Raw genomic sequence first — 15,168 nt, 5'->3', positions numbered from 1 at the left:
TGTTACTTAATAGTATCAATCTTATAGCCTAGCGAGAAAATTGAGCGAAGATACCTTAAAGTTCCTTTAGAAGGAAAGCTCAAACCAGCTTTTTTGAGAGAGTAGAAATACTAAATAAACCAAAAACTAGTACAAGCCAATTTGAAAGACACCTCTAGCCCACAAGAAAAAGATTTGGAATTAGATTGCTCGGTAGCTGGCTATGACTACAAACTACCTCCAGAACTCATTGCCCAAAACCCAGCAGTTCCTAGAGATAGCTCACGGTTACTGGTGATTAATTCTCCCACCACAGCCACCGAAACAGCACCCCTACACCACATTTTCCATGATTTGCCTGCACTGCTGCGCTCTGGTGATTTGTTAGTTATGAACAATACAAAAGTTATTCCAGCACGGCTTTACGGACATAAATCCACTGGTGCTAAAATCCAAGTGTTGCTGTTGGAAGAACGGCAATATAACTGTTGGTTAGGTTTAGTTAAGCCAGGAAAAAGCTTCAAACAGGGAACGAAGATTATTTTTGAAGCAAGGCAATTGGGGATTAGGGATCAGGGATTAAGGATTGGGGATTGGGAAGATTCCTACCCAGTTCCCAATCCCCAACTCACAGCTACGGTTCTAGAAACAGACGCAGCAACCGGAGGGCGTTTGTTGCAATTTGATGTGCCAGAGGGAAAGTCTTTGGTGGAACTGTTAGAGGTATTTGGTGAAGTACCGCTACCACCGTACATCACTGCCTCTTCATCTGCTGATGATCAGTATCAGACAGTTTATGCCAAACAGCCAGGAGCGATCGCAGCTCCGACAGCAGGACTACATTTTACCCCAGAATTATTACAAAAGTTGCGCGATCGCAAAATCAATCAAGCTTTTGTAACGCTGCACGTTGGTGTAGGCACATTTCGCCCCGTGGAAGTGGAGGACGTAACTACCCATCACATGCATGAAGAATGGATTGAAGTCCCCATTGCCACAGTAGAGCAAATCCGCGCCACTAAAGCAGATGGCGGTCGGATTATTGCTGTGGGAACAACGGCAGTACGAGCTTTAGAAGGGGCGGCTCAATCTGGGAATTTACAACCATTTTGTGGTAGAACAGACTTGTTTATTTATCCCGGCTACCAATGGCGGGTGGTTGATGGTCTGATTACCAATTTTCACCTGCCGCGTTCCAGTTTGCTGATGTTAGTAAGTGCGCTAATTGGCAGACAACGGTTATTGAATATATACAATGAAGCGATCGCTTCAGGGTATCGCTTTTATTCATTCGGCGATGCCATGCTAATTTTGCCGTCAGCTATAAGAGTCGTAAGTCAGACGTAAGGACGGACAATACAGTTCGCTGAAGTTTTAATCCGTCTACTGCGATTATTTGTAGGTTTTCTAGAAATGCTCCTGAGGTTTGAACTGTTATGAAAAGCTATAAACTTTGGTAAATAAGGAAAATGAGGAAATTACTTATTTCGGTATATTCTACTTGAGTTAGTTTAGAGTTGCTGCTGTTCAGTAACTCTTACTTTTTTTAGAGAATTGCAATATCGAAGACAAGTAATTTTATGCATAATTTCACTGCTGTATGAACAAGGACAGCTAGAGGAAGCGATCGCAGCATAGCAAAAAGCAATTAATTCAGATAGTAGCAATGCCAATGCTTATGTGAACTTAGCGATCGCCTTGAAAAAGCAAGGTAAAATAGAGCCTGCGATCGCCACTTATCGACAAGCCTTACAGCTAGATCCTAAAAATGCCACAGCCTACAACAACATGGCAAATTTGCTAGCAATTCAAGGTGAAGCTTCTGAGGCTATTTCTGTTTATCGGCAAGCGTCACAATACCGCTGATGCTCGATAAAATCCCCATTTTTTCTGTGTTGCGTTATCTTTCAACACTTCTGGGCTGCTTGATAAGTAGGCTGACCCTGAGTTTTGCAGGATTGTTCAATAATTGTTGACGATCGTTATACCCGACCACGCCCCTAAGATCCTACATTGAAATTGTGACTTCATCTTACGGTTTGTAATTGCCTGTCTATGTAGGCTGCCAAAAGACAAGCATAAAAAGCTCTGCCAGGCAGGACTTTCCAAACGATCAGATTGGAGGTTCATTGATTAATGAGAAGTCAGCACTCGGCTCTACTGCTGTAAATCTGAACACTGTAATAACTCACAAGGAGAATCAACCATGCGATACAAACTATTGGGCAAAAGTGGACTTCGCGTTTCTGAACTTTGCCTCGGTGCCATGACCTTTGGCGAAGACTGGGGCTGGGGGGCTTCCAAAGATGAAAGTCGCCAGATGTTTGAGACGTTTGTGGATGCTGGCGGCAACTTTATCGACACCGCAAACGTGTACACAGATGGCAGCAGCGAAAAGATTGTGGGTGAATTGATTGCTCCGGATCGAGAACGCTTTGTCGTTGCAACCAAGTATTCTCTTTCAAGTCGCTTAAATAGCACAGGTAGCGATCCCAATGATAGCGGCAATCATCGCAAGAATTTGATGCAGTCGCTTGAACGCAGCCTCAAACGACTGAACACTGATTATGTGGATCTGCTGTGGCTACACGTTTGGGACTTCACAACTCCCATTGAAGAAATCATGCGTGCCCTAGATGACCTGGTGCGGCAAGGGAAGGTGATGTACGTCGGGATTTCCGATACGCCTGCTTGGATTGTCTCACAAGCAAATATGCTAGCTCAGTGTCGCGGTTGGACCCCTTTTGTCGCCTTGCAAATTCTGTACAACCTGATTGACCGCACAGCCGAACGAGATTTGCTGCCGATGGCACAGGCATTGGAGATGACCGTCACCCCCTGGTCGCCGTTAGCGCGTGGTGTACTGACGGGTAAATACAATCACAACGGCAATGGGCAATCAAATTCGCGTGGAGAGAACATTCCAGAACGCAGCTTGAAGATTGCAGAAGTCGTAGGTCAAGTCGCTCAAGAACTTGGGTATTCTCCTTCGCAAGTTGCACTCGCCTGGATTCGTGCCCAAAGCAGCGCTGCAATTCCGATTATTGGAGCGCGATCGCTCTCACACGTCAAAGACAACTTAGCGTGCGTCGATATCGTCTTGCCGCCTGAACATCTCAAGCGCCTCGATGAAGTCAGTCAAATTGAGCTAGGCTTCCCCCATGACTTTATCAATAGTGATACCGGGCATGATCGTTTTTTTGGTAGCATCTACAAAGCGATCGACAATCCTCGGAAACTGATGACCTACAACGCCTAAGTTAGTCTTCGCTATCCCCTTATTTCGGCTGTGACTTCAGTAACTCGATATTCTAGTTGGGGGGCGATTTCTCCCCGACTAACGTTCAGATTTAAAGCCAAGCTTTAAAGCATCAGCACGAGGAGTGATACAGTAGCTTCTCGTTCTCCACTTGCTAGAAAAATAATCGATTAGAAACCGTCTAAATGAATTACAAATTGTCGATCTTTCCCGTATAGCAGTCCTTACTGGCAGAGTAGGGTTTTCCACTACCGCTGTAGCGGCAACGGCTTTTGCCCAGTCAAGATGGAACCGCGCGCTCAATGAAACAGTGATTGGCCAAGTTGTTGACAGATTCTATATAGAGAAGGTTCGAGCCAGATATCTGTGGTATCTCACCAGTCGTCTGAATCATAAGATTTTAGCTCATACCGTCTGCTTTTGGCTTAATCGCCACAATTGTGACCCTCTTCAGTTCGTCGAACTTGTTACGGAATATTAAGTCGCACATTGCGTTATTTTAATAAAAAACACATGGTAGCCTATCTGTATGTTTTTTTTAATTCGGCTTTCTCTTAACACTGGTTTTTTCATGAGTGCAACACTTTACCAGCAAATCCAAGAATTTTACGATGCTTCCTCCGGGCTGTGGGAACAGATTTGGGGCGAACACATGCACCACGGCTATTACGGCGTCGATGGTACCCAGAAAAAAGACCGCCGTCAGGCTCAAATTGATTTAATCGAAGAACTGCTCAATTGGGCAGGGGTACAAGCAGCAGAAAATATCCTAGATGTGGGTTGTGGCATTGGCGGCAGTTCTTTATACCTTGCACAAAAGTTTAATGCTAAGGCTATAGGAATTACACTGAGTCCTGTGCAAGCCGCGAGAGCAACAGAACGTGCCTTGGAGGTTAATTTGAGTCTGAGAACACAGTTCCAAGTTGCAAATGCTCAAGCAATGCCCTTTGCTGACGATTCTTTTGACTTGGTTTGGTCGCTAGAAAGCGGTGAACATATGCCAGATAAAAAAAAGTTTCTCCAGGAATGCTACCGAGTATTGAAGCCTGGTGGCAAGTTAATTATGGTGACTTGGTGTCATCGATCAACTGATGAGTCTCCACTAACGGCGGATGAACAAAAACACTTGGAGGATATTTATCGGGTGTATTGTTTGCCTTATGTGATTTCTTTGCCAGAGTACGAAGCGATCGCCCATCAACTACCATTACATAATATCCGCACTGCTGATTGGTCAACCGCTGTCGCCCCCTTTTGGAATGTGGTGATTGATTCTGCATTCACTCCCCAAGCGCTTTGGGGCTTACTAAATGCTGGTTGGGCTACCATCCAAGGGGCATTATCATTGGGATTAATGCGTCGCGGTTATCAGCGTGGGTTAATTCAGTTTGGCTTATTGTGCGGCAATAAGTAGGGGCGCACAGTTAGCTGTGCCCCCCTACCCCGTGGTGTATTTACTTTTGCCCGCCCACTTACTTAGTAAGCTTAAAGTACAGGTTTGATTAAATACTAAATAAAATCTTTTCGTATTCAGTCAACGCCCGTTTGAAAGTATATTTGCTTTCGTAGACTTGACGTGATTTCTCTCCCATCAACTTAACTTTTATACTATCATTAGCTAATTCATTGATTAAATTGGCAAGGTGTTGAGGGTTATTAGGAGGGGTATTAATACCGCAACCAGAATTTGTTAATAATTGGTCAATGTATGAGTTTGCTGAGGTGATAGCAATAATTCCTCTTCCTGCTGCTAACATACCGTAGAGTTTAGAAGGAGCTACTATTGATTCTGCGCCTGGTATTAAGCTGACCAGTGAAAGGTCACAAGCGGTAAGAGAGAGGTGTAGTATTTCTCTGGGCTGGTAAGGTAATAAGAGGATGTTTTTTAGTTTATTGGATTGAATTGCTTGCTTTAATACTTTTGTTTTAGCCCCATTACCGATAAAGACAAACTGAATAGGAGTATTTTTAAGTATATTGGCCGCTTCAGCAATGGTTTGTATATCATGCAATCTACCCAGATTACCTGAGTATAAAACTGTAAAAACTTTATCAAGGTTATACTGTTGAGCAAAATTATTTGCTTGTTTATCACAAATAATAATATCTTCCACTGCCCAATTTTCAATTACTTTAATTTTTTCTTTGAACTCCGGATATTTATTCTCCAAAAAACACTGCATGGAAGTGCTGAGGACAATAATATTGTCAGCATATTTGTAAGTTAAATAAATTAATTTTTTAAAAAAGATAAATAAAAAGCTATTTTGCTGAATAATGCCAGACATTACAGCAGATTCTGGAAAGATATCTTGGAGTAAAAAATGATATTTTCCACCACGAACAATTTTAAAAATAGTGCCTAAAATCCCAGCATATGGTGGATTAGAAGCGATTAAAAGTGGCGCAGTGCGAGGTAGTAAAAATATTACATATTTTAAAGCATCTAAAAGAAAAAATATTGAGCTAATAATTTTACTTAAAATGCTAGTGCTGGCTGCAATAGGAGAGAACGCACGCTTGATTATGGCTTGATTTGATAATTCAGGAGTAGTGTCTTTTGCCTGAGTTCCTGTGAATATATTTACCTGATAGCCTTTTTGGAAAAGTCCTTTGGCTAAATCGGTCATTATTTGAGCAGTAGCAGCATGGCTAGGGTAGAAGTATTGAGTGATAATTGTAATTTGTTCCATATATTTATTGTGGAATCATCAAAGAGCTAATCCAGATTTTTTACGTCTCAGTTCTATGATTTTGACTACTATCATAAATTCATACATGGCATAGAGGAGACAGAAAATAAGAGCCGTTATTCCTTCTAAAAAACCTAATCTTAGAAAATACATCTGTATAAATCTGATAATGGGGCGTATAAACCAAAGTTTAGCTGCTAATAATCTAAGTTTTAGTTTGCGTTCAGTTCCTAGAGCAGATGCTTTGCCTGTTTCCAGAAATTCCACAACTTTTTGAGCATCCCAAGAAGAATAACGCTCATGCCGTTCTAACCAATCTCCGAATCCTTTAGAATTAGCATAATGATCGTAAGGAATACTAATTTTCCCAACTTTAGCACCTGAAGCAAAGTGTTCCCAAACACCACCAGTAAAAGTGACTTCTCCTAATTTGAGTAAACGGGAATGCCAATTAGGATATCCTTGTGTAAGCTTGAGCCATTTACCCCAAAACAGATAACGCGCAGGCAGTTCATAAGCATTATATTGTTGATTATTGGCAGAACATACACGCTGAATTTCTATTGCTAAATTGGATGGAATAACCTCATCAGCATCTATAAATAGCACCCATTCACTCTTGAAATTACAATTTTGTAAAGCCCAGTTGCGCTGCTCAGAAAATTTGAACGGTAGAGGTGGAATATGGGTAAAAACTTTGGCTCCCAGTGATTCTGCCAACTGTATTGTTCCGTCAGTACTATTTGAGTCTAAGACAATAACTTCGTCACACCAATGTAAAGATTCCATACACCGTTTAAGATTGCAAACTTCATTCTTAGTAAGAATAGCTGCACTAATATCTGAATTCATAGGTAGTTATTCTCTTGTACAATAAAAGTAGCCAAGGTGTTTGTGATCTGCTCGCTTCACTATAAAGCCCTGTGTTTGTAAAATCTTCTCTAGTTCATCTGGATCACCTTTATCTGGATGATATTCTAATGCCATACTTTTAACAGCTTGAGTCCAAGATAAATCTCCTTGGAATAAATAGAATTCACCACCTTCAACGTCACATTTCAAAAAGTCACAAGTTCCTACAGTTTCTATGTATTCATAAATATTAAATTCTTGTATTTTAGGATTGGATTTCAATAAGGATTGTGTCCAATCATCATAAAATCCACCAACTACGGCACATTTAAGTACTAGACGATTTTCATATAAATTTTGTTTAACATTATGTTTAATGATATTGACAAATTCGGATTGTGCTTCTACTGCATAAACTTGTGCTTGAGGTGCTTCGGCAAGTGCAAATATTGTAAATGCTCCACCATTTGCTCCTAAATCTAGTATGTATTTTGCATCTTTTAATTCACGTATTTTAACGTAACATAAGTGACCATATATTTCACGGATAACTCCGAAATCAATATTTTTGAAATAAAGTTTTTTATGATTAAACGTTATACTAAATGATTTATTTAAACTTTTATCTAATACTCTTAAACTTTTGGTTTTTATTAAGATATTAAAATATTTTGTTATTCCTGATATCCAATGAATATATAAAGGTAAAGGTAAAAGTTTTTTAACTAGCAGTAGCTCATTAGAGAAACGATATAAATTATTAAGCACAATGGTTCTCTCTGATGCGAATATAATAATTTGTCGTGTGTAGAGAAGTTTTATCAATGGATAAAATATTTTCTATCCATGCTCTGGATTTAAATTTTCGGGTTTGCATTTTGCTAGGAAACTGAATCAATTCCCCAATAGCTTCAGTCCACTCTGATGCAACTCTATAACGCACCCACCCGACGCTACCTTCAGCTACCTCATCATGTAGTCCCACTTTGTCGGAAATTAAAATAGGACATCCACAGGCTAGAGACTCGACAACGACATTACCAAAATTTTCATGACGGCTGGGCAGGACAAACAAGTTAGCAGCAGAGTATATTGCTGGCAGTTTCTTAGGTTCGCATCTTTCTAGAAAGATAACTCTGTCTGATAGGTTTGCAGATTGAAACTGCTGGTGTAGTTTTGCTTTAGTACCATCGTCATCACTACCTACAAAAACCATCCGCCAGTTGAGATGTCGCAACGCTGCTAAAGCCTGAGGTAATAAATCTAACCCTTTTTTGTGGTGGAGACGGCCTACATTCAAAAGGATAAAGTCATCTTCATTGAGGTTTTGAGATTTACGCCATGCTTTTGCTGCTTCTAAAGCAGGTTGCCAAAATTCAGTGTTTAAGCCATTGGGAACAATAAAAGATTTTCCTGGTAGTTTTAGCCAATGACACTCCTGTAATTCTTGCTTGCTAGTGTAGTGGATACCAGCTGCATTTGTCATATTGAAGCGTTCTTGCCATAAATAATACAGTATTTTTTTAACTGTTTTCTGCTGCCAGGAATAAGGCCCAAGTGCGCCTCTAGGGGAAACAACATAGGGAATACCTTGATTTTTGGCTGCTTTGCAAGCCGCTCCACTGGTACGCTGCCAAACACCTGTGATATGGATAATGTCAAATTCCTTGGCCCTTGCTGTTACTGCTTGCTCCATACCTGGGCAATGAATACCCATTCCTGGTTCTTGCTGAAAATATGTGACTTTGACTCCATTACGGATGACTGGCTGATTGAGGGGCAATTCTGGTTGATTATTTAACCCAGCATTTGAAGTAAACACTTCTACTTGATGACCAAGGGCGGTTAATCCTTCGCAAAGTTGGCTAACACTAAGTACAGGGCCACCGAACTGCCAAGCGGGGGCGTAAACTGGGATGTAGTGCAGAATCTTGAGTTGGTTTTGCATTATTACCTAGCTATGCTTTTGCAGATAAAACCCAAGGCTCGTCAACGCCCAGTAACGACGAACTTGTTTTGTCGGATCGCCAATTTTTAAATCATGTTCTACTCGGTCAGCATTCAGATTAAAGCCGTGAGCTTGATTAAGGTGAGTAAAGGCTGCGTGTAAACAGTCTCGCAGAGGCCCGCTTAAATACATTGCATAATCTAAATCGAAGCCTGTTTTCTGACGGTTCAGAGCGTGCTGTAAGGTTGGTAGAATCTGACTAGATAAAAGGGGCTTTTTCTGTTTTTTAGTTGTTCGTTTTTCACTCCAAGGAATTTGTATTACTTTTTCCATATAGCGTCTACCTAAATAGGGTACGCGTAGTTCTTGCTGATTCGCCATTGTAGCCCAGTCGCTATCTCTTAATAAGGTATTTCTCAGGTAGCCTTTAATTTCACCTAGAGAAATTAAAGTCTCCACATCAAGATTAAGTTTGTTGTCTGTTTCATCATCCCAATTTGCCACTGGATTGTAAAAATCTGGTGCCACAGTCCAAAAGTCAGATATTTGCTTAGGGGTAAAGAAACGCCGCGTTTCTCTTAACATTCTGGAAGGTGAATCTATTTGCTGGAATAAAAGATTTAATCTTTCTTGATAAATATAATTCTTACGCCAGCCCTTGATATTTTCTATCCAAGGCAGAAGTAGAGACTTCATATCACCTAAACACTTTCCTAGTTGATATAACTTTGGTATGGAAACAAAATGAGGATAGCCACCATGTAACTCATCTGCACCACAACCACTAAGAACAACGGTTATACCGTGTTGTAATGAAGCTCTAGAAATAAGATAAGTATTTGTACCATCTGATGATGGTTGATCCATTGCTGTAAAGCTATCAACTAACCAAGTACCTAGGGTTTTCTGAGATAGATAAGCTACATGATGTTTTAGCTGGAGTTTTTGTGCAGTCATAGCTGCCAAATTACTCTCATCTCTAATAGAGTCTTGTAAATCGAAGGTAAAAGTGGAGAGATAACCTTGCATAACTGGAGCTAGCATACTAGCAAGCACTGTACTGTCTATCCCGGCTGACAAAAATAAACCCACAGGAACATCAGCAATGAGTTGCTCTTTAAGAGTATGTAACAAAACTTCGGTATGACTTATGTAAGATGTCGGTTCCCCTATCTGATTGCATACGTGTTGGGCTAAATTCCAATAACGAATAGGGGTAGATATAGTGGCTAAGTCTGTCCGCAAATCAATATAAGCATAATGAGCAGGGGGAAAAGCTTTAATCGCTTGTCGGATAGTCCGTGGCTCTTGAATGCTGCCAGATATTAAATACTCATAGATACTCTGTTCGTCCCAGTCTGTTGCTACTAATCCAGACGTAATTAATGCCCGTACTTCCGATGCTAAAGCAATGCCTCCACCGCGAGTTTGAGCATAGTATAGTGGTTTAATTCCAATGTGATCCCGTACTACTAAAAGGCGTTGTTGAATAGAGTCAAACAATAAAAAAGCAAACATACCGTCTAGGCGTTCTACTATTTGCTCACCCCAGACACGATAAGCTAATAACAAAACTTCTGTATCACTATGAGAAGTAAACTCTACACCCTGTGCTTTCAATTCTTGGCGTAGTTCCAAGAAGTTATAAATTTCCCCGTTAAAAACAATTACATTACCCGTTTTTACATCTACCATAGGTTGATGCCCAGCAGGACTAAGGTCAAGAATTGCCAGACGAGTATGCAGTAGGTGAATGTGGTTTGCTCCTACATTTCTTTGCCATGTACCTTGGGAATTAGGTCCTCGATGATGCAGAGCAGCTAATATATTTGATGAATTAAAGTCTTCTCTGCCTATGTAACCGTATATACCGCACATGTGTTTAAGAATTTGATTGGTAGATTGAGCAATATAACTGTGATTTTGAGCAGAATTGTTGAGTGATTCTTGAATTGCAATCGAGAAAATTTTTCACCCGCTATATAGATACTTAGAATATTTGGTCGCAAATCTGGTGACACCTCCGCTCAAAATTTTCATAGGAAAAATACTCTAATCCTTGCGGCATTACTCCTTTGGGACGCTTCAACGCCTCTAGAATTCCCGCCTTTACTTCTTCTGGATCATCAGGATTAACAAGAATGCCTAGTAAACCATTTCGTACTGCCTCACGACTGCCATCAACTTTACTCGCAACTACGGGAATACCGCAAGCCATTGCTTCTAAAAAAACAAAGCCAAATCCTTCTCCCTTACTCGGCATCACATAAACATCTGCTAGCCGATAGTGGTCGGCTTTTTTGGCTTCAGAAATAAATCCTGTGAAAATCACTTTTGTCTGAAGATTAAGCGATCGCACTTTCTCCTCTAATCTCTCTCTATCCGATCCTTCTCCCACTATTAAGTAGGATAAATTAGGAATTATTTCACTCAATTTAGGCAGCAACTCGATTACTTCATCAAACCCCTTATATCGTTCATAAGAGTCCAAGCGTCCCAATGTCATCAGAACTATTTTGTCCTTCAGTCCATATCGGGAAATAAGTTCAGAATTTTTGTCATCATGGCCATACTGGTCAAGAGCGATCGCATTTGGCAGTAAAAATTGTTGCACCTTGGGTATATTTGCCCAGGATTGAAAGCTATCGAATGTAATTTGGCTAATTGAGACAATATAATCTACTGCTGGAAGACAATAGTTAACTAGGCTATTATGAGGCTTCCAGGCTTCGATGCCGTAGATTTCTAGAAGGATAGGCGCTTTTGTCCACAGTTTAACTAGCCAGGTAAGTGGTAGCATATAAAGATGACCACAAATGATGAGATCGAATTTGGGGTTGGCTCTGATGGTATGAAAAATGGCATAAATGTAAGCCAATTTACCTTTTATTCCTGAGGTAATATATGTAAGTTTCTTAGGCAAAGTTTCAATGCGATCAACAACACGTCTTGGAATAGCAACCACTCCATCACAATTCTCGGCACTACAGAGACAGTTAATAAAGTCTCGGTTGTATTGTGAGATACCCCCGCGCCCTCCAAAGGCATCTGTTAAGAGAAAAAATATCCTCATTTTTTTCAACAAATGATATGATTCCTAATTCAAGTCTTGATCAAAAATGTTAAGCTTACTTTTACATAATTCCTTGCTAGGTTTTTCACTGTACATTTTTAATTTTTTTTGTTGTTTCTTCTAGCACAAATATCAAAGCCCATATCAACAAACCATCTCTAATAAAATTGTAAGTTACAACGCTTATGCATCCAAGAATACTTGGAGCATAAAGTACAGAACAAGTGTAAGCAAAAGATATCCTTAAAGTTATTCTTAGTAATTGTTTTTTTAACCTGCCAATATATCCACTCAGTTTTGTTAAGTAGAAAGACATAATTAGTGAAAACATAAAAACTGCTCCATAACCTCCCCTCTCAAAAGCATCAGCCATAGAAGTTATAGGTGCGTTAGTAAATTGAGTGATATATACACCATATTCATCTCTTAATCTTTCCCCTCCATCATCCATAGGCTCTTTGTCGCCTAGAATTTTAGGCATAAATGCTGTTGCAATACGCTCAAAGTTGCGTAACCCAATATAAGATCCAGTCTCAGCAACATGATCGATTACTATTTGTCCTGTAGGCTCTGCGATTCTCGTAAAAGTACTATAAAGAGGGTCATCATAATCAGATCCTGTTGCTTCTAAATTTCCAGTGGCAGCTTTACCTATAAGTGTTATACGAGTAAATAGATTTAGAGATTCACTAAAATCTAAGTTTCCTCTAACATTGCCAATTATAATAGTAAAAAATAAAACAAATGGGATTGAAATCACAATAATTATTTTGATATCTTTAGACTTAAGCTTTGAATAAAAGCTTCCTAGAATAGTATAAATAATCATACGAATACTAAAGCCACGTCCACCAGTTAGACTAGCTATCAGCATAGAGAAAAGCACAATTATTAGATTAACAATATTTGATTGATTCAGAAGCGGCCGATTTAAGCGAAATCCTAAAAATAGAAAGAATAAGTACTGTAATGTACTAAAAGCACTTAAAAAATATAATATGGTTCCAGGCTCCACTGTGTTTCCGATCTGTTGCCTAGAGAAAAAACCACCACTTAAATAATTGACAACCAGAAAAAATACAAAAATAGCGCCAGTTATTTGAAATCCTTTAGAGGTTAATTCCTTTGTGATTTCTTCATTATAATTTAAGTTTTTAGACTGAATTTTTTTAAAAGGTTCAGCAATTAAAGTACCTATCAAACTTCCCCACATTACTAAGTTAATCAAAACCATTGTAACTATGGTATGAGTTCCAATATTGAAGCCTTTGGGAGATAGAAAATATATGCAACCTAAGAACCCAATGACCCAACAAATAAATTGACTGATTGAGTAGCTTATTGATAGCATTCGAGTTTCCAAACTTCCATCTAATACTGACAAACGCATCATCAAAATTAAAGGAATAGCAGCAAAAATTCCCAAAGACAATTCAAAAAGACCAAAAAAACCTGGAATAACTGAAAATATTAGTAGAAATACTAATGTTATGTCTAAATAAGAAATTTTATTCATTTTTTTGAATGTAGTAGTTCTGTAACTTATAATCCTATATCCATTTAGTTGGACAATAAACTAGAATTCGTCAACTTGTAATTTAGACTTGATGTTAATCTTGACTATAGGAATTCATTTGATTTTTGAAAATCCAAGCTGACTGAAAAGTTGCTGGAGAAAACTTTAGTTTTCCCTAGCAAGACTCAAGTCGGATGCTTATAGCTTAAAGATGTAAATTTATAAAATAGTTTAATTAGTCTATAACGCACATCTATAGATAAATATTGCCATTGCCATAAATATAGTCCTATCAAAATTATTCCTCCAACTATTGATGCAATTAATGGACTCAACCAATATAGTCCTACAGATATATAAGTCAACCCCACTATGACAACAGCAAAAAAAGCTGAAACAATTTTAGTAAAGAGTAAGTTACCACCCAGACTCCTCAGTTCTAGGATGGTGTAAATTGTTGCTATTATCCCTGAACCAATGATTTCACTACAGACTATTGCTATCCCCACAGCAACCAAGCCATATTTACCTAAAAAAAGGCTAATTATGCCTAAAATAATTGCCGTTTGCACAACCGCAATTGTTGTTTGTGCTTTTATATGATTAATCCCCATTAGATAAATGCTTTGAGGATTACCAAAGTTTTTTAGCGAAATTGACCAAGCTAATATTAGGTAAAGCACCCAATTAAAGCTGATTTGACCTCTTGTCCAATGCAAATATATTGGCTCGATACATGGTAGTGTAATCACTAAGCCAAGATTAATTAATAGTCCCCCTGACCACCAAGCTGTAGAAATCATATCTGCTAATTTTTTATGTTCACCTTGAGTATGATAGCGGGTCATCTCAGGTATTAATGACATTGTAACAATTGCATTTCCCGCTAAAAAAGTATTAGTAAGAGTTCGCATAGTGCTAAGTACAGGAATAAATGCTGTTCCAACTATGCCAGATACAAATAAATTTAACCCATTATTTTGTAATTGCAATAAGAATCCTACACCTGTAAGAAAAAACGATTTATAAACATTAGTAAATGCTATTCTCCAACTACCATTAGTCCAAAATGGATAAAGATTATGAAAAATTTGATATACTTCTCTAAAGAAAAATATGTATATAATGAGGGAAACTAAACTGCTAACTATAGAAGCTACCAGTAGTTTTCCTCCTAATATAGCAGTCAATAAAATACTAGTTACTTTAAAAAACTGTGTAATTATTCCCCAAGTGGTAAACCTTACATACATTCCAAGTGGTAAGTAAAGACGAGATAGAATACCCCCTACAGAACCAGTTAATATCCATGTAATTACTAAAACAATAAGTGCCGCTCCAATTTCTTGATTTTCTGTTATTACTGAGCTACTTCCTAAAACTTTTTCTATAAAACCAAAAGCTATCATTCCAATTGATATTATTAATTGCAAACAGCCTAATATTCCTGCCATCCAAATACTAGAGGCTAATGTCTGTTTTAATTTTTTTGTACCAGATCCAGTTATGTAAAACTTAGTTAACTCGTTACCAACATAGTTTTGATGACCATTATCAATAGTTTGCAATAAACTTAGAGATGCAGATATGGTTAGCCATAATCCATAACTCTCGACACCCCAAAATTTAATGAGAATTGGAACAATTAAAACAGTCTGACCCAAATTGAAAGCAAATGATAAAATATTAACAACAATGCCATTTAAAGCACGTCTTTCTACATTCATACATAAATACCTTGATGGGGTTCATTTCACGGATTACTGATAAGAAAACATCAACATCCTCTATTATTTTTAAATTTAATAAATGTAATATTTTGAAATATATAAGACATCTCCAGAGATT

At 38.6% G+C, this 15,168-nt stretch carries 11 protein-coding genes and 2 pseudogenes; 5 read left to right on the top strand and 8 right to left on the bottom strand.

Features of this window, described 5'->3' with window-relative positions; translation table 11 throughout:
• The first annotated feature begins 141 nt into the window (after positions 1-141).
• From queA to V7K21_RS13585, 5 genes and pseudogenes are all read left to right on the top strand, one after another.
• The gene (queA, locus tag V7K21_RS13605; RefSeq protein ID WP_442948880.1) at positions 142-1,326 is read left to right on the top strand and encodes a tRNA preQ1(34) S-adenosylmethionine ribosyltransferase-isomerase QueA; all 1,185 of its coding nucleotides are present in this window, start codon (positions 142-144) and stop codon (positions 1,324-1,326) included.
• 249 nt (positions 1,327-1,575) lie between these two features.
• Positions 1,576-1,830, top strand: a pseudogene (locus V7K21_RS13600) (tetratricopeptide repeat protein); the annotation flags it as partial.
• Positions 1,831-2,185: 355 nt separating this feature from the next.
• A complete protein-coding gene (locus tag V7K21_RS13595) occupies positions 2,186-3,238 on the top strand; it encodes an aldo/keto reductase (protein WP_335175006.1) in 1,053 nt (350 codons plus the stop codon).
• 292 nt (positions 3,239-3,530) lie between these two features.
• Positions 3,531-3,719: pseudogene (locus tag V7K21_RS13590) on the top strand (IS982 family transposase); the annotation flags it as partial.
• Between the two features lie 90 nt (positions 3,720-3,809).
• Positions 3,810-4,652 (top strand): methyltransferase domain-containing protein, encoded by an 843-nt coding sequence (locus V7K21_RS13585; RefSeq protein WP_335175004.1) that lies wholly within the window; start codon positions 3,810-3,812, stop codon positions 4,650-4,652.
• Between the two features lie 88 nt (positions 4,653-4,740).
• Here the strand turns inward: V7K21_RS13585 and V7K21_RS13580 are convergent, their stop codons facing one another.
• The 8 genes from V7K21_RS13580 to V7K21_RS13545 all read right to left on the bottom strand — a co-directional run bounded on the left by V7K21_RS13580 (position 4,741) and on the right by V7K21_RS13545 (position 15,047).
• A complete protein-coding gene (locus V7K21_RS13580; protein WP_335175002.1) occupies positions 4,741-5,931 on the bottom strand; it encodes a glycosyltransferase family 4 protein in 1,191 nt (396 codons plus the stop codon).
• 18 nt (positions 5,932-5,949) lie between these two features.
• Complete coding sequence (locus V7K21_RS13575; protein WP_335175000.1) at positions 5,950-6,783, bottom strand: glycosyltransferase family 2 protein; 834 nt, start codon at positions 6,781-6,783, stop codon at positions 5,950-5,952.
• Between the two features lie 6 nt (positions 6,784-6,789).
• Positions 6,790-7,551 (bottom strand): FkbM family methyltransferase, encoded by a 762-nt coding sequence (locus V7K21_RS13570; protein WP_335174998.1) that lies wholly within the window; start codon positions 7,549-7,551, stop codon positions 6,790-6,792.
• Positions 7,544-8,731 carry a glycosyltransferase gene (locus V7K21_RS13565; protein WP_335174996.1) on the bottom strand — a complete coding sequence of 396 codons (1,188 nt, stop codon included), beginning with the start codon at positions 8,729-8,731 and terminating at the stop codon, positions 7,544-7,546. The genes V7K21_RS13570 and V7K21_RS13565 overlap by 8 nt, the downstream gene beginning before the upstream one ends.
• Positions 8,732-8,737: 6 nt before the next feature.
• Positions 8,738-10,609: an asparagine synthase (glutamine-hydrolyzing) gene (asnB, locus tag V7K21_RS13560; protein WP_335174994.1), complete on the bottom strand. Its 1,872-nt coding sequence runs from the start codon at positions 10,607-10,609 to the stop codon at positions 8,738-8,740.
• Between the two features lie 112 nt (positions 10,610-10,721).
• On the bottom strand, positions 10,722-11,804 hold the full coding sequence (locus V7K21_RS13555; RefSeq protein WP_335174992.1) for a glycosyltransferase family 4 protein: 1,083 nt from the start codon (positions 11,802-11,804) through the stop codon (positions 10,722-10,724).
• Between the two features lie 85 nt (positions 11,805-11,889).
• A complete protein-coding gene (locus V7K21_RS13550) occupies positions 11,890-13,320 on the bottom strand; it encodes a hypothetical protein (protein ID WP_335174990.1) in 1,431 nt (476 codons plus the stop codon).
• A 185-nt stretch (positions 13,321-13,505) separates the two neighbouring features.
• A complete protein-coding gene (locus V7K21_RS13545; protein ID WP_335174988.1) occupies positions 13,506-15,047 on the bottom strand; it encodes a lipopolysaccharide biosynthesis protein in 1,542 nt (513 codons plus the stop codon).
• Between the last annotated feature and the right edge of the window lie 121 nt (positions 15,048-15,168).

It is taken from the genome of Nostoc sp. (assembly GCF_036919595.1).
Lineage (GTDB): Bacteria > Cyanobacteriota > Cyanobacteriia > Cyanobacteriales > Nostocaceae > Nostoc.
This window is presented reverse-complemented; position numbering and strand designations above follow the sequence as displayed.

What these genes read in the sequence shown, in the direction of transcription:
- V7K21_RS13565 (WP_335174996.1), bottom strand. Translation starts at nt 8,731, where the DNA reads ATGCAAAACCAACTCAAGATTCTGCACTACATCCCAGTTTACGCCCCC.
- V7K21_RS13555 (WP_335174992.1), bottom strand. Translation starts at nt 11,804, where the DNA reads ATGAGGATATTTTTTCTCTTAACAGATGCCTTTGGAGGGCGCGGGGGT.
- V7K21_RS13550 (WP_335174990.1), bottom strand. Translation starts at nt 13,320, where the DNA reads ATGAATAAAATTTCTTATTTAGACATAACATTAGTATTTCTACTAATA.
- V7K21_RS13595 (WP_335175006.1), top strand. Translation starts at nt 2,186, where the DNA reads ATGCGATACAAACTATTGGGCAAAAGTGGACTTCGCGTTTCTGAACTT.
- V7K21_RS13575 (WP_335175000.1), bottom strand. Translation starts at nt 6,783, where the DNA reads ATGAATTCAGATATTAGTGCAGCTATTCTTACTAAGAATGAAGTTTGC.
- V7K21_RS13545 (WP_335174988.1), bottom strand. Translation starts at nt 15,047, where the DNA reads ATGAATGTAGAAAGACGTGCTTTAAATGGCATTGTTGTTAATATTTTA.
- V7K21_RS13580 (WP_335175002.1), bottom strand. Translation starts at nt 5,931, where the DNA reads ATGGAACAAATTACAATTATCACTCAATACTTCTACCCTAGCCATGCT.
- V7K21_RS13585 (WP_335175004.1), top strand. Translation starts at nt 3,810, where the DNA reads ATGAGTGCAACACTTTACCAGCAAATCCAAGAATTTTACGATGCTTCC.
- asnB (WP_335174994.1), bottom strand. Translation starts at nt 10,609, where the DNA reads ATGTGCGGTATATACGGTTACATAGGCAGAGAAGACTTTAATTCATCA.